Source organism: Sulfuricurvum sp., from assembly GCF_028713855.1.
GTDB lineage: Bacteria > Campylobacterota > Campylobacteria > Campylobacterales > Sulfurimonadaceae > Sulfuricurvum.
Map to the genome: position 1 here is coordinate 54,807 of NZ_JAQTNN010000001.1, position 19,318 is coordinate 74,124.

A 19,318-nucleotide genomic window follows, 5' to 3' on the forward strand; every position below is an offset into this window, starting at 1 on the left:
TATATTGAAATATATAATTTTATGTTATAGTAAAAAAATATTATAAAAAAAGGGGTCATCATGAAACGTTTTCTCCTATCAGCGGTAATTGCCGCTGCAACTCTCACAGCTTCGGCACAAGCTGCCGATGTTGGTGTTTCGATTAGCATCGGGCAGCCCGGCTTTTATGGCCAAATTGACATCGGCGATTTCCCACAACCAAGAGTCCTCTACGCTCAACCGATAATCGTTGAACGGGGGATAATGATGAATCGCCCGCCAGTCTATCTGCGCGTTCCGCCTGGGCACGCCAGACATTGGAGTAAACATTGTCATGAATACCATGCCTGCGGCGAGCGGGTCTTATTTGTGCGCGATGACTGGTACGAACGCGAGTATGTTCCCCGTTATCAAGAAAGACACTATGATCGCGGGTATGACAACCGTGATCATGGAGATAGAGGCCGGGGTAATGATCATGGGGACAGAGGTCACGGCAATAAGCATGAAAGAGACTAAAAAGTAAGGGGTAGAGACTACTTTTAGTATCTCTCGTCCCCACTTTCCAAGTGGGAATCCATCCCTTTTCCCCATTCACCTCCCCTTGTAAACTTTCTTATTTCACAGTAGAATCTTTACAAGTCTGTCATTGTGTTAAATATTGAGTACCAATTTCTAATATTTGGATATTTTGAATATCCTTTTATCTATTGAGTTTTCGGTAAAAGGCATACTATAGGAATGAAGAAATGAGAATCAATAATGAAAAATCCTGATATGGACGACTTGTCCGTCGATCAAGCACCATTGAATGACACTGGAATTCCAACTTCTTCGACACGGATTCATTGGTTTAGTCATGTAATAGAATCGCCCATCCTGTTTCCGACAATTATCGTTCTTGTACTAGCCACGATCTGGGGGACGACCCTGAGCCTGATCAAAGTCGAACAAACCACGGCCAAGCAAACCGCAGTGGCATCGAGCCATGAACTGTCCGAGACTTATGAATCACAGGTCGTGCGCGCACTGCGCGAAATCGACCATACACTGAAAGTCGTCAAATATGCAAATGATTTCTTTAGTACACAGGACGTATTGCCGAAGTTGAAAGCTAGGGATCTATTGCCGCCGCCGTTGGTGTTCGTCGTCAGTATGGCGGACAGGAAAGGCGATGTCGTGACCAGCACCAGTCCCTCCGAAAACGCCAATGTTGCCGACCGGGATTTTTTCCGTAGCCAACTCCAGACGGATTCCATCTCGGTCGGTCGTCCGCAACTTGACCCCGATACCGGAAGGTGGAGTCTGACATTCAGTCGCAGGCTTGACTCGGTCAATGGAAAGTTTGCCGGTATTGTGATGGTCTCGGTCGACGCGGCCTATTTTGTCAGTGGCTATGAATCCTCGAAACTAGGAGCGCATGGCATGCTCGGCATTTTCGGTGAGGATGGTATATTCCTTGTCAGGCGCAGTGGGGAAACAGTCACTGCCAACGAGAAATCTAACGTCTGGGATGGCGTGCGGCGCTACACCAATACACATAGGCTCTATGGTTTCCCACTGAGCGTGATCGTTGGATTATCCGTAGACGAACAATTGGCGTCTGCTCAGCGGAAGAAACAAGTCTATCTTTGGCGGGCGGCAGCCGGCAGTTTTATAATGATCCTGATTATCGCGGTGATGTGGCGTATGAGCCATCAGCTTGCGTTAAGCCGTCAGCGTGCCGTCGAGGAAGATATGGCTCATACAGCGCGTGTCGAATACCTTGCCTATCACGATGGTCTCACGACGTTGCCGAATCGCAGCCTATTCAGTAAGCTGTTGAGCCATTGTATTTATCAGGCGCAACGCTATAACCGGAAATTTGCGGTGCTATATTTCGACTTGGATCATTTTAAAAATGTTAACGATACCCTCGGACACGAGGCTGGTGACCAACTGTTACAAGAAGTCTCAATAAGAGTAAGGGCTTGTCTGCGTGACAGTGACACTGTCGCCCGTATGGGCGGCGACGAGTTTGTTGCCTTGCTGCCGGAACTAAGTGAGGAAAAGTACGTAGTGACTGTGGCCCAGAAAATCCTTACCGCCGTCGCTTCGCCATTCATCCTGCAAGGCCAGGAAGTCCACGTGACAGCAAGTATCGGCATCAGCATCTATCCGCAAGATGGTATGGACGAGCAAACGCTGCAAAAAAATGCCGATATAGCGATGTATCAGGTGAAGGAAGAAGGCCGGAATAACTTCCAGTTTTATTCCGAGAAACAGAACGCGTAGTTGCTTGAACGGCTCATATTGGAAGCGGTTCGACGGCAAGCAGCACTAAAAATGCCATTATCGCTATGGGCAGGGCGTTAAAACAAAGAAACTCTTGCGGGAGAGACGAATCGGATTATTTGAGGATCGCCTTGACACTGTCATCCATCAACTTTTGATCGATGTAGCCGATGGCATCGGGATGTTCGACAATGAACTTTTTTACCTCTATATCATTTGATACTTCCTGCGGCGGCTGGCCCCGGCCGGTGAAAATAATCTTTGACCAGAATGCCTTTATCTGCGAGGGGGACTTGCCGGCGAATTTGAAGTAAAACTCCTCGCGGGCGGCAGAACCTTCGTTCTGATCGACCGGCACGGCTTGATGGCCATTAGGAAAGCGGTTTGCTTTGCCCAAAAATATATCCACGACTTGGTTTTTGCTCAGCGTGCTCATGGGACTTTTGGCTGAAACCACAGCCACTATATCGGCCATAGCCTCAGCTGAGACTAAACTCAGGGAGAATGCGATGATGATAGATCCTATGCGATTCATATTAATCATAATCGGCCTCATCAGAATACGAAATCAATTGAGGTGCTGAACACGTTGAAACTGCCGCCCGTCTGAAAACCCGGCTGGAGGTTGATCAATACACCATTTGAGCCGGTGTCGATACGGGTGTGATCGTATTGCAGTTTGAGGGCGGCATTAGTCATGAAATCCCATCGCCCACCGATGGAAATAGTCTGCTGAGACGGAATGGATTCGAGGACAGCGCTCAGACCTGCGTTAAGGGCTGCAGCAGCAGGGGCAGCTAAACCAGGGTCGGAACTATTGATATGGGTCTTCACATGGGCGAAAGTGAGATAGGGCGTGAACTTGTCAATCCGGTAACCGCCGCTGGCATACCAGGCATTTCTTTGGATAGTTACAACCTTACTGTTGATAACACACCATTCACCCATCACGAACCAGTCGCCCGGATCGTATATTCCGCCGAGACTGATGACGGAAAGGTGCACTTTGCTGAGATCATATTTATCTGCGAGAGCGATTCCTTCCGCCCCGAATTGTCTGAACCCATCAAATAGCGGTTTGTAGGCATCGACGATTGCGTTGGATTGGAGATACGAAATGTGTGCGGTTGCGGCATCGTATTCGCCTGTATAGGTTATGCCCAACACGTCCTTTGCTTTGGCGGTACCGCCGCCGGAGGGAAGGTTGACTTCGTTTTGTCCGTAAATTCCCTGCAGGGTATTCGTAAATTCACCGATGCGCATTCGGTAACTGGTATCTATGCCATCACTGTTGCTGACAGGTAAAAGGCCATAGATTTCAACCGGTGTCCGCGCCCAAGGATTGGCATAGCCCACCTTGCGAAAGTCGGAAACTAGAAAAACCGGTAATACGATCCTGCCAATACGCACATTGAAATCCGGCGTAACCTGATACTTGATATTTGCCCACTCTACATGGGGCCGGTAGGTGTTGTCGTAATTCTGCTCCGCGATGACCTGCAAGACGGACGAGAGCTTTGGGCTGAGATCGACGGTGACCTGTCCCCCAATCAGGCTGTCAACATCTGCGCTCCAGTCATGGCTGTAACCGGCGCCGTTTGGCTTGAATGCGGAAGAGGTAAAATCCGCCTGATTCTCGCTGGAATGAACCACACCCAAAGTGCCGAAACCGCTGAACGAAAACATCGGCGTTTCTAGTTCGTCGGCGCTCGCACCGGCCACGTGCAACGCCGTCGCAAGCAGCGCGATGTATGTCAGTTTATTCGATATGCTTTTAATCATATTTGCTCCCGTGAAGGTATCAGCCACCTATGGTAACTGAATCAAACTGAGTCGTTACCACTGTTCAAACTCGACCGGCAAGAGGTTACCATTTCATTATAGCCACGCTTTCTGAGTGGTGCAGTTCTTTATACGCTTAGTGAATTATTGTACCTAAATAATCTTCAATTCTATGCAATAGACCAATTTTATGAACGAAAAAGATTACACCCCCATGAATAACTCTCCACTTCTAAAACAGTATAAATAAGGTTTGACAGAGTCAGTCTTTATAATGTTAAAAAACTTTTATTCCAAAAACTTTTAAAAGGTTGATGTGCTATTGGATTCGAGGCAAAAATCCTTAGTCTTTGATTTAGGTTTGAAAAAGATAAAATCATAGTAGCAAAAATGGATACCTCTAAAAAGTAGGAGAATAGTGTGTTTAAAACCCTTTTTCGACCTTTATTCAATGCCATAAACTTTAATAAAATCGAAAAACTTGCCGAATCGGGAGACTCAGATGCCCAAAATAAACTGGGGGTTATGTATCATTTAGGCTCTTATGTCCCTCAAGATTATAAAAAAGCAGTTCTGTGGTATACCAAAGCAGCTAATCAAGCGCATGTTCAAGCACAGGCCAATTTGGGTGAAATGTATGAGTATGGCAATGGGGTTATACGTGATGATACAAAGGCGGTATTTTGGTACACCAAAGCTGCCGGAGCTGGAGATGTAAATGCCCAAAATGCACTGGGTTGGATGTATGAAAAAGGCAAAGGGGTAGAACAAGATTATGCCGAGGCCGTAGAGTGGTACAGTAAAGCTGCCTCTCAGGGAACGGCTGATGCTCAGTACAATCTCGGTGTAATGTATGATGCCGGTAGAGGGGTATCACAAGATTACCGTAAAGCATTGAATCTGTTCCAAAAATCTGCCGAACAAGGATACGCCCCCGGTCAAACGAGCTTAGGGATGATGTATGCTGAAGGGCATGGTTTAGAGAAAAATATACCCATAGCTATTGAATGGTATCATAAAGCAGCAGAACAAGGATATGTGCTCGCTCAAAGGTTGTTGGGTGATTACTATGAGGCAAAGAAAAATATTGCAAGAGCAGTTCATTGGTATCTATTGGCAGCAAAACAAGGTGAATCTACCGCACAAACGAATCTTGGATTGATGTATGGTGTCGGGCAGGACATTATGAAAAATGCGGTTATATCCTATGCGCTGTTGGAAATGGCTTCAGCAGGCGGAAACGAAACGGCGATGGATATCCGATATGTGATTGCCAAAGAACTCAATTCCGCACAAATTGATGAAGCCCATTTACTGGCACAAGAACCTGAAGAATTGTGGAAACGGATTGAGAATACAGTCCAAAAATGATTCCAGTATAGATAAAATAAAAAAATATTTAGATGATGAGATTGACGAATGACATATAACGACTACAAAACGGCCGTAGAACAACTTAAAAAATACTCGTACCACTATTACGTCCTCGATGATCCGATCACGACCGATGAAGAGTACGATATTCTCTATCACAAGGTGGTAGCGTATGAGCAAGAACACCCGAGCGAAATCATTCCCGATTCACCGACACAGCGGGTAGGGGATATCCCACAGGACAAGTTTGACAAAGCACAGCATCTCAGCCGTATGTGGAGCCTCGAAGATCTCTTTAATCGCGAGGAGTTGGAGACGTGGGTAAACCGTATCACGAAAGGGTACGGGGATGTCCGTTTTTACTGCGAGCCGAAATTCGACGGTGCGAGTCTAAATTTGATTTATGATAACGGCGTACTCACTCAGGCGATTACCCGAGGCGACGGTGTCGAGGGGGAAGAGGTTACCCAAAACGCCAAAACGATCCAGAGTATCCCCCTCACCATCGAGTATAAAGGGCGTATCGAGATTCGGGGGGAAGTGGTCATTTTCAAAGAGGATTTTGAGAAGATCAATCTGGAACGATCCCGTAACGGCGAATCGCTGTTTGCTAATCCGCGTAATGCGGCGGCGGGGAGTCTCCGTCAGCTCGATACCCGCATCACGGCGTCGCGCCGTTTGGTCTTTATGCCCTATGGAATCGGAGCCAACACGTTGGAGATCAAAAACCTCTCAGAGCGGATGGAGTGGGTGTACGCTCTAGGGTTCCGAAATCCGCACATGACCCATTTGTGCGAGAGTGCGGATCAAATTGAGACCTTTTACCATGAGATGCGTATTGAACGGGATAACTTTGCGATGCTTCTGGATGGGATGGTGATCAAGGTGGATGCGATTGCCGTGCAGGACGAACTGGGCTATACGGTCAAAAATCCCCGTTGGGCGGCAGCGTATAAATTTCCCGCTATCGAGAAATTGACAACGCTCAAAGAGGTCATCATGCAAGTAGGGCGCAGCGGCGTCGTCACCCCGGTTGCTATCGTCGAACCGGTCGATATCGAAGGGGTTACGGTCGAGCGTTCAACGCTTCATAATTTCGATGAGATTGAGCGAAAAGATATCCGTATCGGGGACAAGGTCATAATACTCCGAAGCGGTGATGTCATCCCGAAAATTGTCAAGGTGATCGCAAGTGAGCGCAACGGAAGTGAGCAAATTATTCACCGTCCGCTTCATTGTCCCGTGTGTAATTCAGAGCTTCTCGATGAGGGGGCATTGATCAAATGCCAAAATCTCGGATGCGAAGCGCGGGTGGTTAATTCCATCATCTATTTTGCCTCTAAACAATGCCTTAACATCGACGGGCTTGGGGATAAGATCGTCGAAGCGTTACACAGTGTGGGGATGGTGAGAGAGCTAAGTGATCTCTTTAGCCTCTCGATGGAACAACTCTTATCTCTTGAAGGATTCAAAGAGAAAAAGAGCCGCAATCTGATCGATGCGATAGCGGCGGTTAAGGGGTGCGATTGTTGGCGGTTTATCAATGCATTGGGGATCGAGCATATCGGCGAAGTGGCTTCAAAAACACTGTGCGGTGCATTTGGAACGGCGTTTGATACGGCAACGCGCGAAGAGATTTTGGCATTGGAGGGGTTTGGAGGTGAGATGGTCGAATCGATCCTCGAATTTGTCCGTGTCAATCAGGAAAAAATAGAAACACTGAGAGATATTTTAAATCCTGTTGCACCGATAAAAGTGGAAGCGGCAGAAAATCCGTTTAAAGGGAAAAGTGTCGTTATTACGGGATCGATGTCGGTGCCGCGCGATAGCATTAAAGCGATACTCGAAGAGCTTGGGGCAAAAGTTGCTTCGTCGGTTTCGAAAAAGACCGATTATGTAGTGTACGGCGAAGATGCGGGGAGTAAGTACGATAAAGCGGTGGAACTCGGAGTTACTTTGCTCACTGAGCGTGAGTTTCGTGCGCTAACGTCGCTTTCCGATAGTACCCCGACGGCGCAAGGGAGCAGTGTACATCCAAAAAATAGCCTTTTTGATTAAATAGGCGAGATACCCTTTGACCTTGATCCCTCCGGGGAGCAATCCTGCTCCATATTCCCCTCCGAGGGCGATCATCACCCCTTGATTTTTAAATCTAAACGTGCGTTTTGGTTTTCCACTGAGGGAACGTAGAATATTTTTTGCTACGTGTTCAGCTCCCCGTTCCGCAAGCTGCGCGGTAGGTGGGATGAATTTCCCGTTTTCATCGAGAGCTTGGGTAATATCACCGATGGCATAGATATTGTCATGTGAAGGGATATTGAGCATCTCATCGATGACTAAATGCCCTTTCTGATTGGTTTCAAAACCCAGATATTGAGTGATGGTTGATGCGGCGATTCCCCCCGTAAAGATCATAAATTCGAAATCGAGCGTTTTGCCGTTATCGAGAAGAATTGCATTTTCACGTACTTCGCTGATTCGGTTGTTGTGCCATACATGAACCCCCAGTTTAATGAGTCGCTCATAGGCACTGTCGATGAGAAAAGAATCCATTCCAAACAGGATGCTTTCATAGGCATCGATGAGGTACACATCGATCCCGCGACATCCGAAATTACCGTTTTGATAGAATCGGTTTGCATACGCGGCCATTTCAGCGGCGATTTCTACCCCTGAAAGTCCTGCTCCTCCAATGACAATATTAAACGGTTCGACATCACATCCTCGTGTTTGTGCTTCGATACGGTTGAGCAGTGCTTTCTCAAATTGCTGTTTGAAATCAAGCGCAGCGGGGATACTTTTAACGCCGTGAGCATGTTCACGAAGACCTTTGATGAAATCGGGAAAATAGGTTCGGCTTCCGGTTGCGATGATGAGGTAATCGTATTGAATGTTTTGTGTTGGAGTAGAGAGAGTATTCGACTTCGTATCAATTGCGTTTACTTCTTCACAAACGAACTTTACCAGCTCGAAGCTTTTGCATAGCGAGGGGAGATCGATCATCACTTGTGACATATCGACTTTGTTGGCGATAAAATCGTACACTTCAGCTTGCATGTAATGGTAAGGGTTTTTATCAATTAGAGTGATGGAAACACGACTGTTGTTAGCTAAATGCTCTGCTGCACGTATACCGCCGTATCCGCCCCCGATGATAGCGACATGAACGCTCTTCATATAGATTTCCCCAATATTTTTGTGCAATGGTATCGCATTTTCAGAGGTTCTCAACTGTTATTGATAGGTAAATGGCTATAATTAAAATAAGATTTAAAAAAGAAGCTCCTTGTATACTTGTGAGGGATTAGGTAGAAGAGACGATATGCATGAAACAATACAACCGTTATCTTGTTCGATTGAAGATCTCGCAATAGAGGCAGAGTCGTTTCCATCTTCACAATACCTCGAAATTTTTACCCTTCAAAACCAAATATTAGAATTGATAGCATTGGGTGTAAATGATTCTGAAGTCTTGCATCGTTTGTGTGAACTTGAAGAAAAACTGGTTCCCGGAGCGGTAGCATCGATCATGATTCTGGATGAAGCTACAGGATTGATGAACGTTTTGGAAGCTCCTAGCATTCCTCAATCAGGTATCGAAATGTTAAACGGGTTGCGTCCCGGTCCAGGTGGCGGATCATGTGGGAATGTTTTGTATACCCAACAAGCCCAATTTGTCACGGATATCGAAAATGATGTGCGTTGGGACGAACTCAGATCGGTTGCGGAAGCTTTCGGGTTAGGTGCATGCTGGTCAATGCCGGTACGAAGCGAGGGAAATATCATTATTGGAACGTTTGCCCTTTCATCGTTTGAAAAACGTATTCCCGATGCTTTTCATAAGAGTCTCCTCGAAATCGGAGCTTTTATCGTCGGTATTGTCTTAAAGCGGCGTGAACATGGTATCCAGATAAAAGCACACAAAGAACGAATCCGTATTTTAGGTGCCGCTTTTGAAAAAGCGCGTGAAGGGATTATGATTTCCAATGAATGCAATCAGATTATTGAAGTCAATCAAGCCTTTGTCGATGCATTCGGATATACGTATGAAGAAGTACTCGGGAAAAACCCGAAAATCCTTGCCTCAGGCCGACATAATCATATTTATTACGAACAGATGTGGAAAGCGATCAATGAAGAGGGTTATTGGAGCGGAGAGATATGGAATCGTCGTAAAGATGGTTCAGAGGTTGTCCAGTGGATGAGTATCTCGGTTATTCATGATTCTCAGACAAAAGCGAAAAGTTATTTAGCGCTGACTCTCGATATCAGTCAACTCAAAGCGAGTGAAGAGAAACTCTCTTATATGGCATTCCATGATCCACTTACCGGATTGGCAAATCGGACTAAGCTTTTTGATCGGATTGATCAATTCATTAAACGTTCCCGACGCAGTCATGCGATCGGGGCATTACTGTATCTTGATCTTGATCGGTTTAAAAATCTAAACGATTCCTTAGGGCACACGGTAGGCGATCAGATGTTGGTTGAAGTGGCGCAACGGCTTTCCTCACGTATCCGTTCACACGATCTTATTGCACGGGTCGGAGGAGATGAATTCGTTTTGTGGCTGGAAGATCTTCAAAGCGTCAATGAAGCGGAGATTGTTGCGGAGAAGTTTTTAAGTATTTTTAACGAACCGTTTGAAATAAACGCTCATGAGTATCTATTGCAGGGGAGTATCGGAATCGCATTGTACCCCCAAGACGCTCGTGAACGGGATTCATTGCTCAAAAATGCCGATGCGGCAATGTATCGTGCAAAAGAAGACACAAAACGTCATATTGCGTTTTATCGTGCACAGATGACTCAGCAGGCAAAAACCTCTCTTCGACTCGAAACCGAACTGTATCAAGCGTTGAAAAATCGCGATTTTGAGCTTTATTATCAGCCTAAAATCGATGCACACAGCGGAAAAATCAGAGGTGCTGAAGCGCTGATTCGATGGAATCACCCTACCCGTGGTCTTGTCATGCCAGGAGATTTTATCCCTTTTGCCGAACAAACATCGCTTATCTCACAGTTGGGTGAATACGTTTTGGAACGAGCATTCGAGCAGTTGCGTATTTGGCGAAAACATTCGAATGTAGAGATGTCAATGTCAGTCAATATCTCAGGACGACAACTCAACGATGATGATGTCAATTCGCTTTTACGGATTATAGGGATAAATATCGATTTAGCCCCATTGATCGTGATTGAACTCACCGAAACCTTTTTGATGCATCATGCTCACAGTGCGGTTGGGATGCTAGAGAGGTTGAAAAACTCCGGAGTTAAACTCTCCATCGATGATTTCGGAACCGGATATTCATCACTGGGATATCTCAAACGCTTTAAAGTGGATGAGCTCAAAATCGATCGGTTGCTGATCAACGATATTGAAATCGATCCGAATGACAGAGTGATTTCCAGTGCAGTGATTGCGATGGCTCATACTCTTGGGCTAGAGGTTGTGGCTGAGGGAGTTGAAACATTGGCTCAGATTGAGATCCTTCGTGAGAGCGGATGTGATCTGTTTCAGGGATTTTATTTTGACCGTCCACTCGATGCGGAGACATTTTTTGAGCATTATTTACAAGGAAATGTATGAGACTTGATAGTTATTTGGTTGAAATGGGGCTGGTAGAGAGCCGTAACAAAGCGCAGCAGCTGATAAAAGAGCATGCCGTAAGTGTGGATGGGAAGATTGTTGATAAAGTTTCATTTGACATAACAGAGGGGATGAAGGCTGAGATAGCGGACACAGAGATGTACGTGAGCCGTGCGGCTATCAAGCTCAAAGGCTTTCTCCCTTATACCGAATGGAATATTCGGGGATTTAGAGCACTCGATATCGGTTCAAGTACGGGAGGTTTTACCCAAATTCTTTTAGAAAACGGTGTATCAAGCGTAACATGTGTCGATGTCGGAAGTGATCAGCTGCATACGAGTTTACGAAATGATGCACGTATCAGCGTTTATGAAAATACGGATATACGGACATTTTCGAGTGAAGTACCGTTTGAGATCGTGACGTGTGACGTTGCCTTCATTCCATTGGAATTGATACTCGAATCGATAGATCGATTAGCGTCAAACTATATTATCGTACTTTTCAAACCGCAGTTTCAAGTTGGGCGTGAGGTAAAGAGGGATAAAAATGGTGTTGTCAAAGATGATAAAGCAATTGGAAAAGCGATGATTCGCTTCGAAGATACCTGCGCTTTGATGGGATGGTTATGTATTGCTAAAGAGGTTGCCCATATAGCGGGTAAAGAGGGGAATCAGGAGACGTGTTATGCCTTTATCAAAGGTTGATTCGATTAGTATCGGCGGATTTGACGGGATGCACATCGGACATCAGTCCCTTTTTGATGAGTTAGGGGATAACGGTGCGATAGTGGTGATCGAAACGGGGTATGCAAACCTGACACCGGGGCGTGATCGCGAGCACTATACGCATTATCCGATCATTTATTATTCGCTCGAAGATATCCGTCATATGGATGGAGAAGAATTTGTTAATATGCTTAAACAACGATTTCCTCGTTTGGCGAAAATAGTTGTCGGATATGATTTTCATTTCGGTAAAAATCGCCGTTATTCGCATGCTAACTTGCATGAACTTTTTAAAGGAGATATTCGGGTCATCGAACAGGTTTGCCTTGATGATGATTCGGTTCATTCGCATAAAATACGAAACAAAATCCAAATCGGAGATATTAGCGGAGCAAACCGTTTTTTGGGACATAATTATACGATTAAAGGATTGGTGGTAAAGGGGCAGGGGATCGGTAAAACCGATCTTGTCCCAACCATTAATTTGGAGTGTAAGGGCTACTTACTCCCTTATGAAGGGGTTTATGCGGCGTTTACACGCATCGATAATGAAGAACATTTTCATCCCTCTGTCGTATTTGTCGGGCATCGTGTAACGACGGACGGGAGTTATGCAATCGAGAGCCATATTTTAAGTGAGACTATTGAACCGTGTTCAAAAGCTTCCGTCAGTTTTGTTAAATTTTTGCGCAAAAATCAGAAATTTGAATCACTCGATGCACTGAAAGAAGCTATTAAAAATGATATTGTATTGGCCAAAACGGAGCTGCGTCATTTGAGTTTATAAAAGTATAAGATATTTTTTAAATCTAAAGTGCTACTATTAATCATATCGATTAAGGAGCTGTAGATGAAAACACGTGGTTTACTTATGATCGGGCTTGCATCATTATTGATGTCAAATGTATACGGTGCCAAAACCGTCAATAAAATGGATAAAATTTATAAAGAACGATGTGCGAACTGTCACGGTGTAAAAGCAAACGGGGTTCCGAAACTTCATGAACAAGCAGGAACGACGGTAGAAGAAGCCGCTGCCCAGGGGGCTGCTTCCCAAGAGAAAAATAATATCTACGGTCCTCCTCTCAATGTTTACACCAAAGATGAACTTTATCATAAACTGATGGACTTGAGAAACAAAGATTTTGACAGCGGTACTTATCACTCGGTGATGCGTAAAAATTTGAAAGTCATTGAAGATCGTGAAGGTAAAATTTCCGATGAAAAAATGGCTGATTACATTTTTACGACGTTTGGTTCCAAATAAGCTTCCCTTTTTCCCCGGTTTATCTGGGGTCTTCTATCGTATGCCTCTTTTTTCTTCCATTTATGTCGTATCAATTACTTTAAAAATGGATCGATGATGATAATATAAGCGCAAAATAGGAGTTTCGTTATCTGAGTTTATAGGAATTTAATCTCAATAAGGATAGAATTCCACTAATTTTCTATGCAAAGGAACACTACTTATGGGTGAGTTGTTTACCTTCTTCGGCCTTATCAGCCACGAACACACGTTTATTTTTCTCACGCACATGTTGCTGACTGCGACAATTGTTCTTGTGATCGCAAAAATGGCGACGTCAAATCTTCGTCTTGTTCCTACCGGAACTCAAAATGTTATGGAAGCGTATCTTAGCGGCGTTCTTGCTATGGGTGCTGATGTTATGGGTAAAGCGGAAGCACGCCGCTACCTTCCTCTTGTTGCGACTATCGGTCTTTTCGTCGGTATTGCGAACGTTATCGGAGTTATTCCCGGTTTTGAAGCACCGAGTGCGTTTTTGGATTTTACCCTTGCTTTGGCATTGGTAGTATTCACATACTATAACTTCGAAGGTATTCGCCGTAACGGTATCATCAGTTATTTCAAACACTTTATGGGTCCTGTATGGTGGTTGGCATGGTTGATGTTCCCGATCGAGATCGTTTCACATATCTCTCGTATCATTTCTTTGAGCTTCCGATTGTTCGGTAACGTCAAAGGGGATGACATGTTCTTGATGGTATTGTTGATGTTGGCTCCTTGGGTTCTTCCAATCGTTCCATTTGCATTGTTGACATTTATGGCATTCTTGCAAGCGTTCATTTTCATGATGCTCACGTACGTTTACCTCGGCGGTGCAGTTCTTCTTCACGACGACCACTAAGCCACTGCTATGAAGCGAAGTACGTATGACGCACTTTTAAGCTTCCTTGGCGGGGTCTCCTGGGCTTTCGTTATCATTGGAGCCTTGATCACCTTTAAGTCGTTTCTCTTTTTAGGTCTTGTCCCCGCATTGATGTTTACATTCGTTTTTCTGTTTTTGGCACTTTTTTTGATCTTAGTATTGGAAACAATGTCAATGTATCGTGATCGCCATGACATAATGCTCAAACAAACGGCACTTCTCGAAGAGATTCGAGACAGTGTAAAGGAAGTTTCAGAGGAAGCGTGAAAACTTATCTAATCACCGATCCTATCTACTATGGCAGTGAGCATTCTGCGCTCACTGCTTCTCTCGAAAATATTTTTATTCGTACAATTCCTGATTTTACCCTTTTCCGTGATAAACAAACGATCAATTATCCAATCCTTGCACAGGCTTTTATTTCGGTATGCCGTCATAATAATGTTTCTAATGTTCTCTTGCATAGTGATTATCGTCTTGCGCACGATTTGGGTGCGGACGGGATACATCTCACTTCGACACAGTTTGACGAGATAACAGACGCGAAAGCCTTAGGACTTTATGTTATCATCAGTACCCATACTTACGACGAAGCACTAAAGGCTCAGAATTTAGGTGCTGATGCGATCACTTACAGCCCGATATTCACCTCTCCGAACAAAGGAGAACCCAAGGGTTTAGAGGATTTAAAAGAAATAGTGGATAAAATAGAAGTACCTATTTTTGCGTTGGGCGGAATTGTTACCCAAGAGCAGATAAAAGCGGTCGAAGAGTGCGGAGCCTACGGCTTTGCCTCCATCCGCTATTTTATATAAACCAAGGAATTTTTCGTATGTTTGAAACCATTATCGGTTTGGAAGTTCACGTCCAGCTCAACACTCAGTCTAAACTTTTTTGCTCATGCCCTACCAGCTTTAACCATACTCAAAACACGAACACCTGTCCGACTTGTCTCGCATTGCCGGGTGCATTGCCTGTTCTCAACAAAGAGGCAGTTCGTAAAGCCGGGATGTTCGGTACAGCGGTGGGTGCAACGATCAACCGTACCTCTTTTTTCGACCGTAAGAGCTATTTCTATCCTGACAGCCCAAGTGCCTATCAAATTACCCAACTTTATACCCCGATCGTTGAACACGGAACATTAGTTATCGATTTTGAAGACGGAACCCATAAAACCATCCGTATCAACCGTGCGCACATTGAAGCAGATGCGGGAAAAAACATTCATGACGGTGCTATTTCAAAAGTGGATCTAAACCGTGCAGGGACACCGTTGCTAGAAATTGTCTCTGAACCCGATATGCGTTCTGCCGAAGATGCAATACTGTATCTCAAAAAGCTCCACTCTATCGTTCGTTATATCGATATCTCGGATGCTAATATGCAAGAGGGATCATTCCGCGTCGATGTTAATGTTTCTATCCGTCCAAAGGGAGATGAAAAACTTTACACTCGTGTTGAGATCAAAAATATCAATAGCTTTCGCTTTATTCAGCGTGCGATTGAGCTCGAAGTAGCACGCCAACGTGAAGCGTGGGAAGATGGTATTTATGAGCAAGAGATTGTCCAAGAAACCCGTTTGTTTGACCAAGTGAAACAAGAGACCCGTTCAATGCGCGGTAAAGAGGAAGCAGCCGATTATCGCTATTTCCCTGAACCCGATTTGCTCAAAGTGATCGTAGATGATGCAATGTATGCTGATGTTATCTCAATCCCTGAACTTCCCGATGCAAAAAAAGAGCGTTTTGTCAGTGAATTCGGTCTTCGTGAATACGATGCAGCCGTTATCACGGCAGATTTGGAGAGTGCTCACTATTTTGAGTCGATGCTACAGGAAGGGATTACAGCCAAGAATGCTGTTACATGGCTCACCGTTGAGTTACAAGGACGTCTCAAAGGGGGAATGGGTGCGCACGAATCAGCCGTTAGTGCAAAAACCCTAGGAACCCTCGTCAAGCGAATCGAAGAGAGTGTGATCAGCGGAAAAGCGGCTAAAGAAGTTCTCGATTACCTTCTTGAGAACAATGGCGGCGATATCGATGACGTTATCGGGAAATTGGGACTCAAACAGGTGAGTGACACGGGTGCTCTCGAAGCGTTGATCGATGAGATTTTGGCAGCCAATACCGATAAAGTGCACGAGTATAAATCAGGTAAAGATAAACTGTTCGGTTTCTTCGTCGGGCAGGCAATGAAAGCGTCAAAAGGTTCGGCAAATCCTAATACGCTGAATGAGATACTCCAATCTAAATTAGCGCAATAAGGGAAAGGGATGTTCAGCCAATGGATGGTAGGAATCGCCTTTTTTCTTCACGCGTCTTCCCGCTATCGGCATGTGAAAAAGTTTTTTCACAACCTTCTCGAAAATCCTTCCTACCCCTATAAAAAGTTTTTTGATTATACGATGATGGTATTGATCATCATCAGTGTCTATATCTTGATCTTGCATGTCAAACATGATGTGAGTCCTAAATGGATTTTTTTCAATAACTATGTTGTCTCGTTTATCTTTTTTATTGAGTATTTACTTCGCTTATGGATATTCAGTGACACCTCAAAAATAGTTATAGAACAGTATGAGCATGACGTATTTATACAACGCCGTTTTAACTATTTCGACGCATTCCGTTCTATAGTAAAAAATAAACTTTCTTTTGTCACTTCCACATCGGCCATTATCGATATGCTGGCAATCATGCCATTTTTCCACGAATTTAGGATACTTCGGGTATTTATCTTATTCCGTGTTTTTAAGCTATTCCGTTATTCCAGAAGTTTGACGCAGCTTGTTTCGATCCTCTCGTCTAAAAAGTTTGAGATTTTCACCCTTGGCATTTTTGCTACGGTTATTATCATGGTCTCCTCGGTATTGATCTACGTCATGGAAGCACATAATCCCGAATCGAAGATCAATACGCTCTTTGATGCCGTTTATTGGTCGGTTGTGACCATCTTTACCGTAGGGTACGGTGATTTTGTTCCGGTAACAGATGAGGGACGTATCGTTGCTATGGCGATTATCGTAGCAGGGATTGCGGTTATCTCTTTTGCAACATCGATCGTGGTATCGGCATTTACCGAAAAACTCGATGAGATCAAAGAAGAAAAATTGATCGATGATGTGGGCAAGATTGACCAGTTTTATCTGATATGCGGCTATTCTCCCCTCTCAGCAGAGGTGGCTCGGCAGTTTATACGCCACGGGAATAAGATTGTAATATTGGAACGGGATAAGGAAAAAGTTCAACAAGCGCACAAAGACGGTTTTACCGCATTGGCGTATGATTCCGGATCGTTGCACTCCTATAAAGCGATTAAGATTGATATTCCCACTCAGGTGAAAGCGGTCATATTACTGCGGGATAGCGATGTTTTAAATGTCTATACGGCTTTGACGATTAGGGAAATCTCACCAACTGTTATTCTGCTTTCAATTTTGCATCAGGATGAGAACCGCCGTAAACTCTCTTTGGCAGGAATTAATGAGGTTGTATACACGCAAGAATTAATCGGCCTTATCAGCAAAGAAGTGAGCGGACGACCGGTTGCATTTGAGGTTATTCATGCGTTAAGATCTGAAAACAGCGGTGTATTTATCGAAGAGATCGGATTGGATAGGATGATGGCAGAACGTTTTTTTGAGGTTGCCAGGCTCCCGTTGTTTTACAAACGATTGATTGTATTGGGAATATACAAAACATCGGAGAGTAAATTTTTATTTAATCCATCGACAGACTTGACAATCAATGAGGGGGATGTCGGTATTGTCATCGCTACACGCTCCTTGATCGATGAGTTTAAAACGCTCATGTACCAAAAGGGGAAAAAATGATCCATAACAGTGCATTGGTGTTTGGATTTAATGAGTATGCCAAACAAATCACTTTGCAAATATCATCTGAATATCCTTCATTTACAGTATTTGTAATGAATGAAACGGAAAAAGCGGCAGCTCGATTAGCCGGTTTTGAAGCAGAACTTTTTGATCTGAGTGAAGATTGGAAGAGTATTGAAGATCGTTTCGATATTAATGATTTGATTATCTTTTGCGCTTTGGATAACGATGCCGAAAATGTCTTTTTAACGATTTCATTGCGTGCAACGTTTGAGCATATTCCTATTATTGCTTTAGCCGGAGATCATGAGAGTGCCGAAAAAATGAAAAGTGCCGGAGCGAATAAAGTCATGCCTATTTTGCAGATTACTGCCGGCATTATCAGTGAAATGCTTGAAAAGCCGACGGTTACCGAAGTTCTGCATGATATTTTTTATGAAGATTCCGCACTCAAAATCGCTCAGATTACTATTCCGGAAGAGAGTTTTGTGGTGGGAAAACATTTGCATGATATTGACTGGGGAAGTGAGTATGACGTATTGGTATTAGCTATTGTGGATCACCAGTTGGGTGCAACCTTTAGTTTCACCTCACGTGGTCATAACCACCATATCGATCCCGATGACATCTTAGTGGTTATCGGGTATGAAGATAAAATAGCTACATTTTCGAGGGCAATGGGAGTAATGATATGAAAAAAGTGGGGGTCATCGGAGCAGGTAAATGGGGTGAAGCCCTTAGCTTTGCGATGAGCGAAAAAAATGATGTTATCATTACCTCTCGTACCCATCGGGATTGGACTAATTTTAGAACACTCGAAGAAGTTCTTGCGTGTGAATATCTCATCATTACCGTTCCAGCTCAACAGATCGGGAAATGGCTGGAAGAGAATTTTATCTTTAGCGGACAAAAAATCCTCGTAGCGGCAAAAGGGATAGAAGCCTCAAGCGGGCGGTTTTTGAACGAAATCTACATGCAATACGTTCCGAGTGAAAATCTTTGTTTCTTATCTGGGCCTTCATTTGCGGCGGAAGTGATCCTCTCTCTTCCCACCGCATTGGTTATTAACTCGACTTCTCTCTCTACCGCCCGAGAATTTGCCGCATTGTTTCCGAAGTTTATCCGTACGTATGTGAGTGAGGATGTAATCGGTGCCGAGATTACCGGGGCCTATAAAAATGTCATTGCTATTGCAGCAGGGATTTGTGAGGGGCTGGGACTTGGGCATAATGCGGCAGCCAGTTTGATTGCACGCGGCCTTGTAGAAATGGAGCGTTTTGGTCGGGCATACGGTGCCAGTACCGAGAGTTTTTTAGGCTTAAGCGGTGCAGGAGATTTGTTTTTGACGGCGAGTTCATCGATGTCACGTAACTATCGTGTGGGCTTAGGACTTGCACAAGGATTGAGTAAAGAGACGGTGTGCGAACAAATCGGAGAAGTGAGTGAAGGGATCGGAACAGCATATGCTCTCCATGAAATCGCCGCTTCACGCGGTGTTTATCTTCCCATTGCGGCAGAAGTATATGCTATTTTAGAGGGGAAATCTCCTCGACAAAGTTTACAAGATTTAATAGAAAGGTAAAAG

18 protein-coding genes are annotated in these 19,318 nt (G+C 44.4%); 15 read left to right on the forward strand and 3 right to left on the reverse strand.

Features of this window, described 5'->3' with window-relative positions; genetic code table 11:
- The first annotated feature begins 60 nt into the window (after nucleotides 1-60).
- Both PHI47_RS00330 and PHI47_RS00335 read left to right on the forward strand, forming a co-directional pair.
- Nucleotides 61-498: a hypothetical protein gene (locus tag PHI47_RS00330; protein WP_299932271.1), complete on the forward strand. Its 438-nt coding sequence runs from the start codon at nucleotides 61-63 to the stop codon at nucleotides 496-498.
- Nucleotides 499-741: 243 nt separating this feature from the next.
- Complete coding sequence (locus PHI47_RS00335) at nucleotides 742-2,253, forward strand: diguanylate cyclase (RefSeq protein WP_299932273.1); 1,512 nt, start codon at nucleotides 742-744, stop codon at nucleotides 2,251-2,253.
- Nucleotides 2,254-2,368: 115 nt separating this feature from the next.
- Here the strand turns inward: PHI47_RS00335 and PHI47_RS00340 are convergent, their stop codons facing one another.
- Nucleotides 2,369-2,797 carry a hypothetical protein gene (locus PHI47_RS00340; protein ID WP_299932275.1) on the reverse strand — a complete coding sequence of 143 codons (429 nt, stop codon included), beginning with the start codon at nucleotides 2,795-2,797 and terminating at the stop codon, nucleotides 2,369-2,371.
- Nucleotides 2,798-2,808: 11 nt separating this feature from the next.
- The gene (locus PHI47_RS00345) at nucleotides 2,809-4,035 is read right to left on the reverse strand and encodes a porin (protein ID WP_299932278.1); all 1,227 of its coding nucleotides are present in this window, start codon (nucleotides 4,033-4,035) and stop codon (nucleotides 2,809-2,811) included.
- Between the two features lie 420 nt (nucleotides 4,036-4,455).
- Between PHI47_RS00345 and PHI47_RS00350 the strand changes: the two genes are divergently transcribed.
- Both PHI47_RS00350 and ligA read left to right on the forward strand, forming a co-directional pair.
- Nucleotides 4,456-5,406, forward strand: a complete 951-nt coding sequence (locus PHI47_RS00350; protein WP_299932281.1) for a tetratricopeptide repeat protein — start codon at nucleotides 4,456-4,458, stop codon at nucleotides 5,404-5,406.
- Nucleotides 5,407-5,454: 48 nt separating this feature from the next.
- Nucleotides 5,455-7,467: an NAD-dependent DNA ligase LigA gene (gene ligA / locus PHI47_RS00355; RefSeq protein WP_299932284.1), complete on the forward strand. Its 2,013-nt coding sequence runs from the start codon at nucleotides 5,455-5,457 to the stop codon at nucleotides 7,465-7,467.
- On the opposite strand, the gene PHI47_RS00360 is transcribed toward ligA, so the two are convergent.
- Nucleotides 7,393-8,586, reverse strand: coding sequence for an NAD(P)/FAD-dependent oxidoreductase (locus PHI47_RS00360; protein ID WP_299932287.1), 1,194 nt, complete (start codon nucleotides 8,584-8,586; stop codon nucleotides 7,393-7,395). The genes ligA and PHI47_RS00360 overlap by 75 nt on opposite strands.
- A gap of 145 nt (nucleotides 8,587-8,731) precedes the next feature.
- Between PHI47_RS00360 and PHI47_RS00365 the strand changes: the two genes are divergently transcribed.
- From PHI47_RS00365 to PHI47_RS00415, 11 genes are all read left to right on the forward strand, one after another.
- Nucleotides 8,732-11,002 carry an EAL domain-containing protein gene (locus tag PHI47_RS00365; protein ID WP_299932290.1) on the forward strand — a complete coding sequence of 757 codons (2,271 nt, stop codon included), beginning with the start codon at nucleotides 8,732-8,734 and terminating at the stop codon, nucleotides 11,000-11,002.
- Nucleotides 10,999-11,709, forward strand: coding sequence for a TlyA family RNA methyltransferase (locus PHI47_RS00370; RefSeq protein ID WP_299932293.1), 711 nt, complete (start codon nucleotides 10,999-11,001; stop codon nucleotides 11,707-11,709). The genes PHI47_RS00365 and PHI47_RS00370 overlap by 4 nt, the downstream gene beginning before the upstream one ends.
- On the forward strand, nucleotides 11,690-12,517 hold the full coding sequence (locus PHI47_RS00375; protein WP_299932296.1) for a bifunctional riboflavin kinase/FAD synthetase: 828 nt from the start codon (nucleotides 11,690-11,692) through the stop codon (nucleotides 12,515-12,517). Before PHI47_RS00370 ends, PHI47_RS00375 begins: the two co-directional genes overlap by 20 nt.
- A 63-nt stretch (nucleotides 12,518-12,580) precedes the next feature.
- Nucleotides 12,581-12,997, forward strand: coding sequence for a c-type cytochrome (locus PHI47_RS00380; RefSeq protein WP_299932299.1), 417 nt, complete (start codon nucleotides 12,581-12,583; stop codon nucleotides 12,995-12,997).
- A 202-nt stretch (nucleotides 12,998-13,199) separates the two neighbouring features.
- The gene (locus PHI47_RS00385) at nucleotides 13,200-13,877 is read left to right on the forward strand and encodes a F0F1 ATP synthase subunit A (RefSeq protein WP_299932302.1); all 678 of its coding nucleotides are present in this window, start codon (nucleotides 13,200-13,202) and stop codon (nucleotides 13,875-13,877) included.
- A gap of 9 nt (nucleotides 13,878-13,886) precedes the next feature.
- Nucleotides 13,887-14,165: a hypothetical protein gene (locus PHI47_RS00390; RefSeq protein ID WP_299932304.1), complete on the forward strand. Its 279-nt coding sequence runs from the start codon at nucleotides 13,887-13,889 to the stop codon at nucleotides 14,163-14,165.
- Nucleotides 14,162-14,713 (forward strand): thiamine phosphate synthase, encoded by a 552-nt coding sequence (locus PHI47_RS00395; protein WP_299932307.1) that lies wholly within the window; start codon nucleotides 14,162-14,164, stop codon nucleotides 14,711-14,713. The genes PHI47_RS00390 and PHI47_RS00395 overlap by 4 nt, the downstream gene beginning before the upstream one ends.
- A gap of 17 nt (nucleotides 14,714-14,730) precedes the next feature.
- Entirely contained in the window at nucleotides 14,731-16,161 is a 1,431-nt protein-coding gene (gene gatB / locus PHI47_RS00400) for an Asp-tRNA(Asn)/Glu-tRNA(Gln) amidotransferase subunit GatB (protein ID WP_299932310.1), read from the forward strand.
- A 9-nt stretch (nucleotides 16,162-16,170) separates the two neighbouring features.
- Nucleotides 16,171-17,730 carry an ion transporter gene (locus PHI47_RS00405; protein WP_299932313.1) on the forward strand — a complete coding sequence of 520 codons (1,560 nt, stop codon included), beginning with the start codon at nucleotides 16,171-16,173 and terminating at the stop codon, nucleotides 17,728-17,730.
- On the forward strand, nucleotides 17,727-18,428 hold the full coding sequence (locus tag PHI47_RS00410) for an NAD-binding protein (protein WP_299932316.1): 702 nt from the start codon (nucleotides 17,727-17,729) through the stop codon (nucleotides 18,426-18,428). The genes PHI47_RS00405 and PHI47_RS00410 overlap by 4 nt, the downstream gene beginning before the upstream one ends.
- A complete protein-coding gene (locus tag PHI47_RS00415) occupies nucleotides 18,425-19,315 on the forward strand; it encodes an NAD(P)H-dependent glycerol-3-phosphate dehydrogenase (RefSeq protein WP_299932319.1) in 891 nt (296 codons plus the stop codon). Before PHI47_RS00410 ends, PHI47_RS00415 begins: the two co-directional genes overlap by 4 nt.
- The last annotated feature ends 3 nt before the right edge of the window (nucleotides 19,316-19,318 follow it).

Coding starts and splice junctions, on each gene's coding strand:
- PHI47_RS00330 (WP_299932271.1), top strand. CDS start 61: ATGAAACGTTTTCTCCTATCAGCGGTAATTGCCGCTGCAACTCTCACA.
- PHI47_RS00335 (WP_299932273.1), top strand. CDS start 742: ATGAAAAATCCTGATATGGACGACTTGTCCGTCGATCAAGCACCATTG.
- PHI47_RS00340 (WP_299932275.1), bottom strand. CDS start 2,797: ATGATTAATATGAATCGCATAGGATCTATCATCATCGCATTCTCCCTG.
- PHI47_RS00345 (WP_299932278.1), bottom strand. CDS start 4,035: ATGATTAAAAGCATATCGAATAAACTGACATACATCGCGCTGCTTGCG.
- ligA (WP_299932284.1), top strand. CDS start 5,455: ATGACATATAACGACTACAAAACGGCCGTAGAACAACTTAAAAAATAC.
- PHI47_RS00360 (WP_299932287.1), bottom strand. CDS start 8,586: ATGAAGAGCGTTCATGTCGCTATCATCGGGGGCGGATACGGCGGTATA.
- PHI47_RS00365 (WP_299932290.1), top strand. CDS start 8,732: ATGCATGAAACAATACAACCGTTATCTTGTTCGATTGAAGATCTCGCA.
- PHI47_RS00370 (WP_299932293.1), top strand. CDS start 10,999: ATGAGACTTGATAGTTATTTGGTTGAAATGGGGCTGGTAGAGAGCCGT.
- PHI47_RS00375 (WP_299932296.1), top strand. CDS start 11,690: ATGCCTTTATCAAAGGTTGATTCGATTAGTATCGGCGGATTTGACGGG.
- PHI47_RS00380 (WP_299932299.1), top strand. CDS start 12,581: ATGAAAACACGTGGTTTACTTATGATCGGGCTTGCATCATTATTGATG.
- PHI47_RS00385 (WP_299932302.1), top strand. CDS start 13,200: ATGGGTGAGTTGTTTACCTTCTTCGGCCTTATCAGCCACGAACACACG.
- PHI47_RS00390 (WP_299932304.1), top strand. CDS start 13,887: ATGAAGCGAAGTACGTATGACGCACTTTTAAGCTTCCTTGGCGGGGTC.
- gatB (WP_299932310.1), top strand. CDS start 14,731: ATGTTTGAAACCATTATCGGTTTGGAAGTTCACGTCCAGCTCAACACT.
- PHI47_RS00405 (WP_299932313.1), top strand. CDS start 16,171: ATGTTCAGCCAATGGATGGTAGGAATCGCCTTTTTTCTTCACGCGTCT.
- PHI47_RS00410 (WP_299932316.1), top strand. CDS start 17,727: ATGATCCATAACAGTGCATTGGTGTTTGGATTTAATGAGTATGCCAAA.
- PHI47_RS00415 (WP_299932319.1), top strand. CDS start 18,425: ATGAAAAAAGTGGGGGTCATCGGAGCAGGTAAATGGGGTGAAGCCCTT.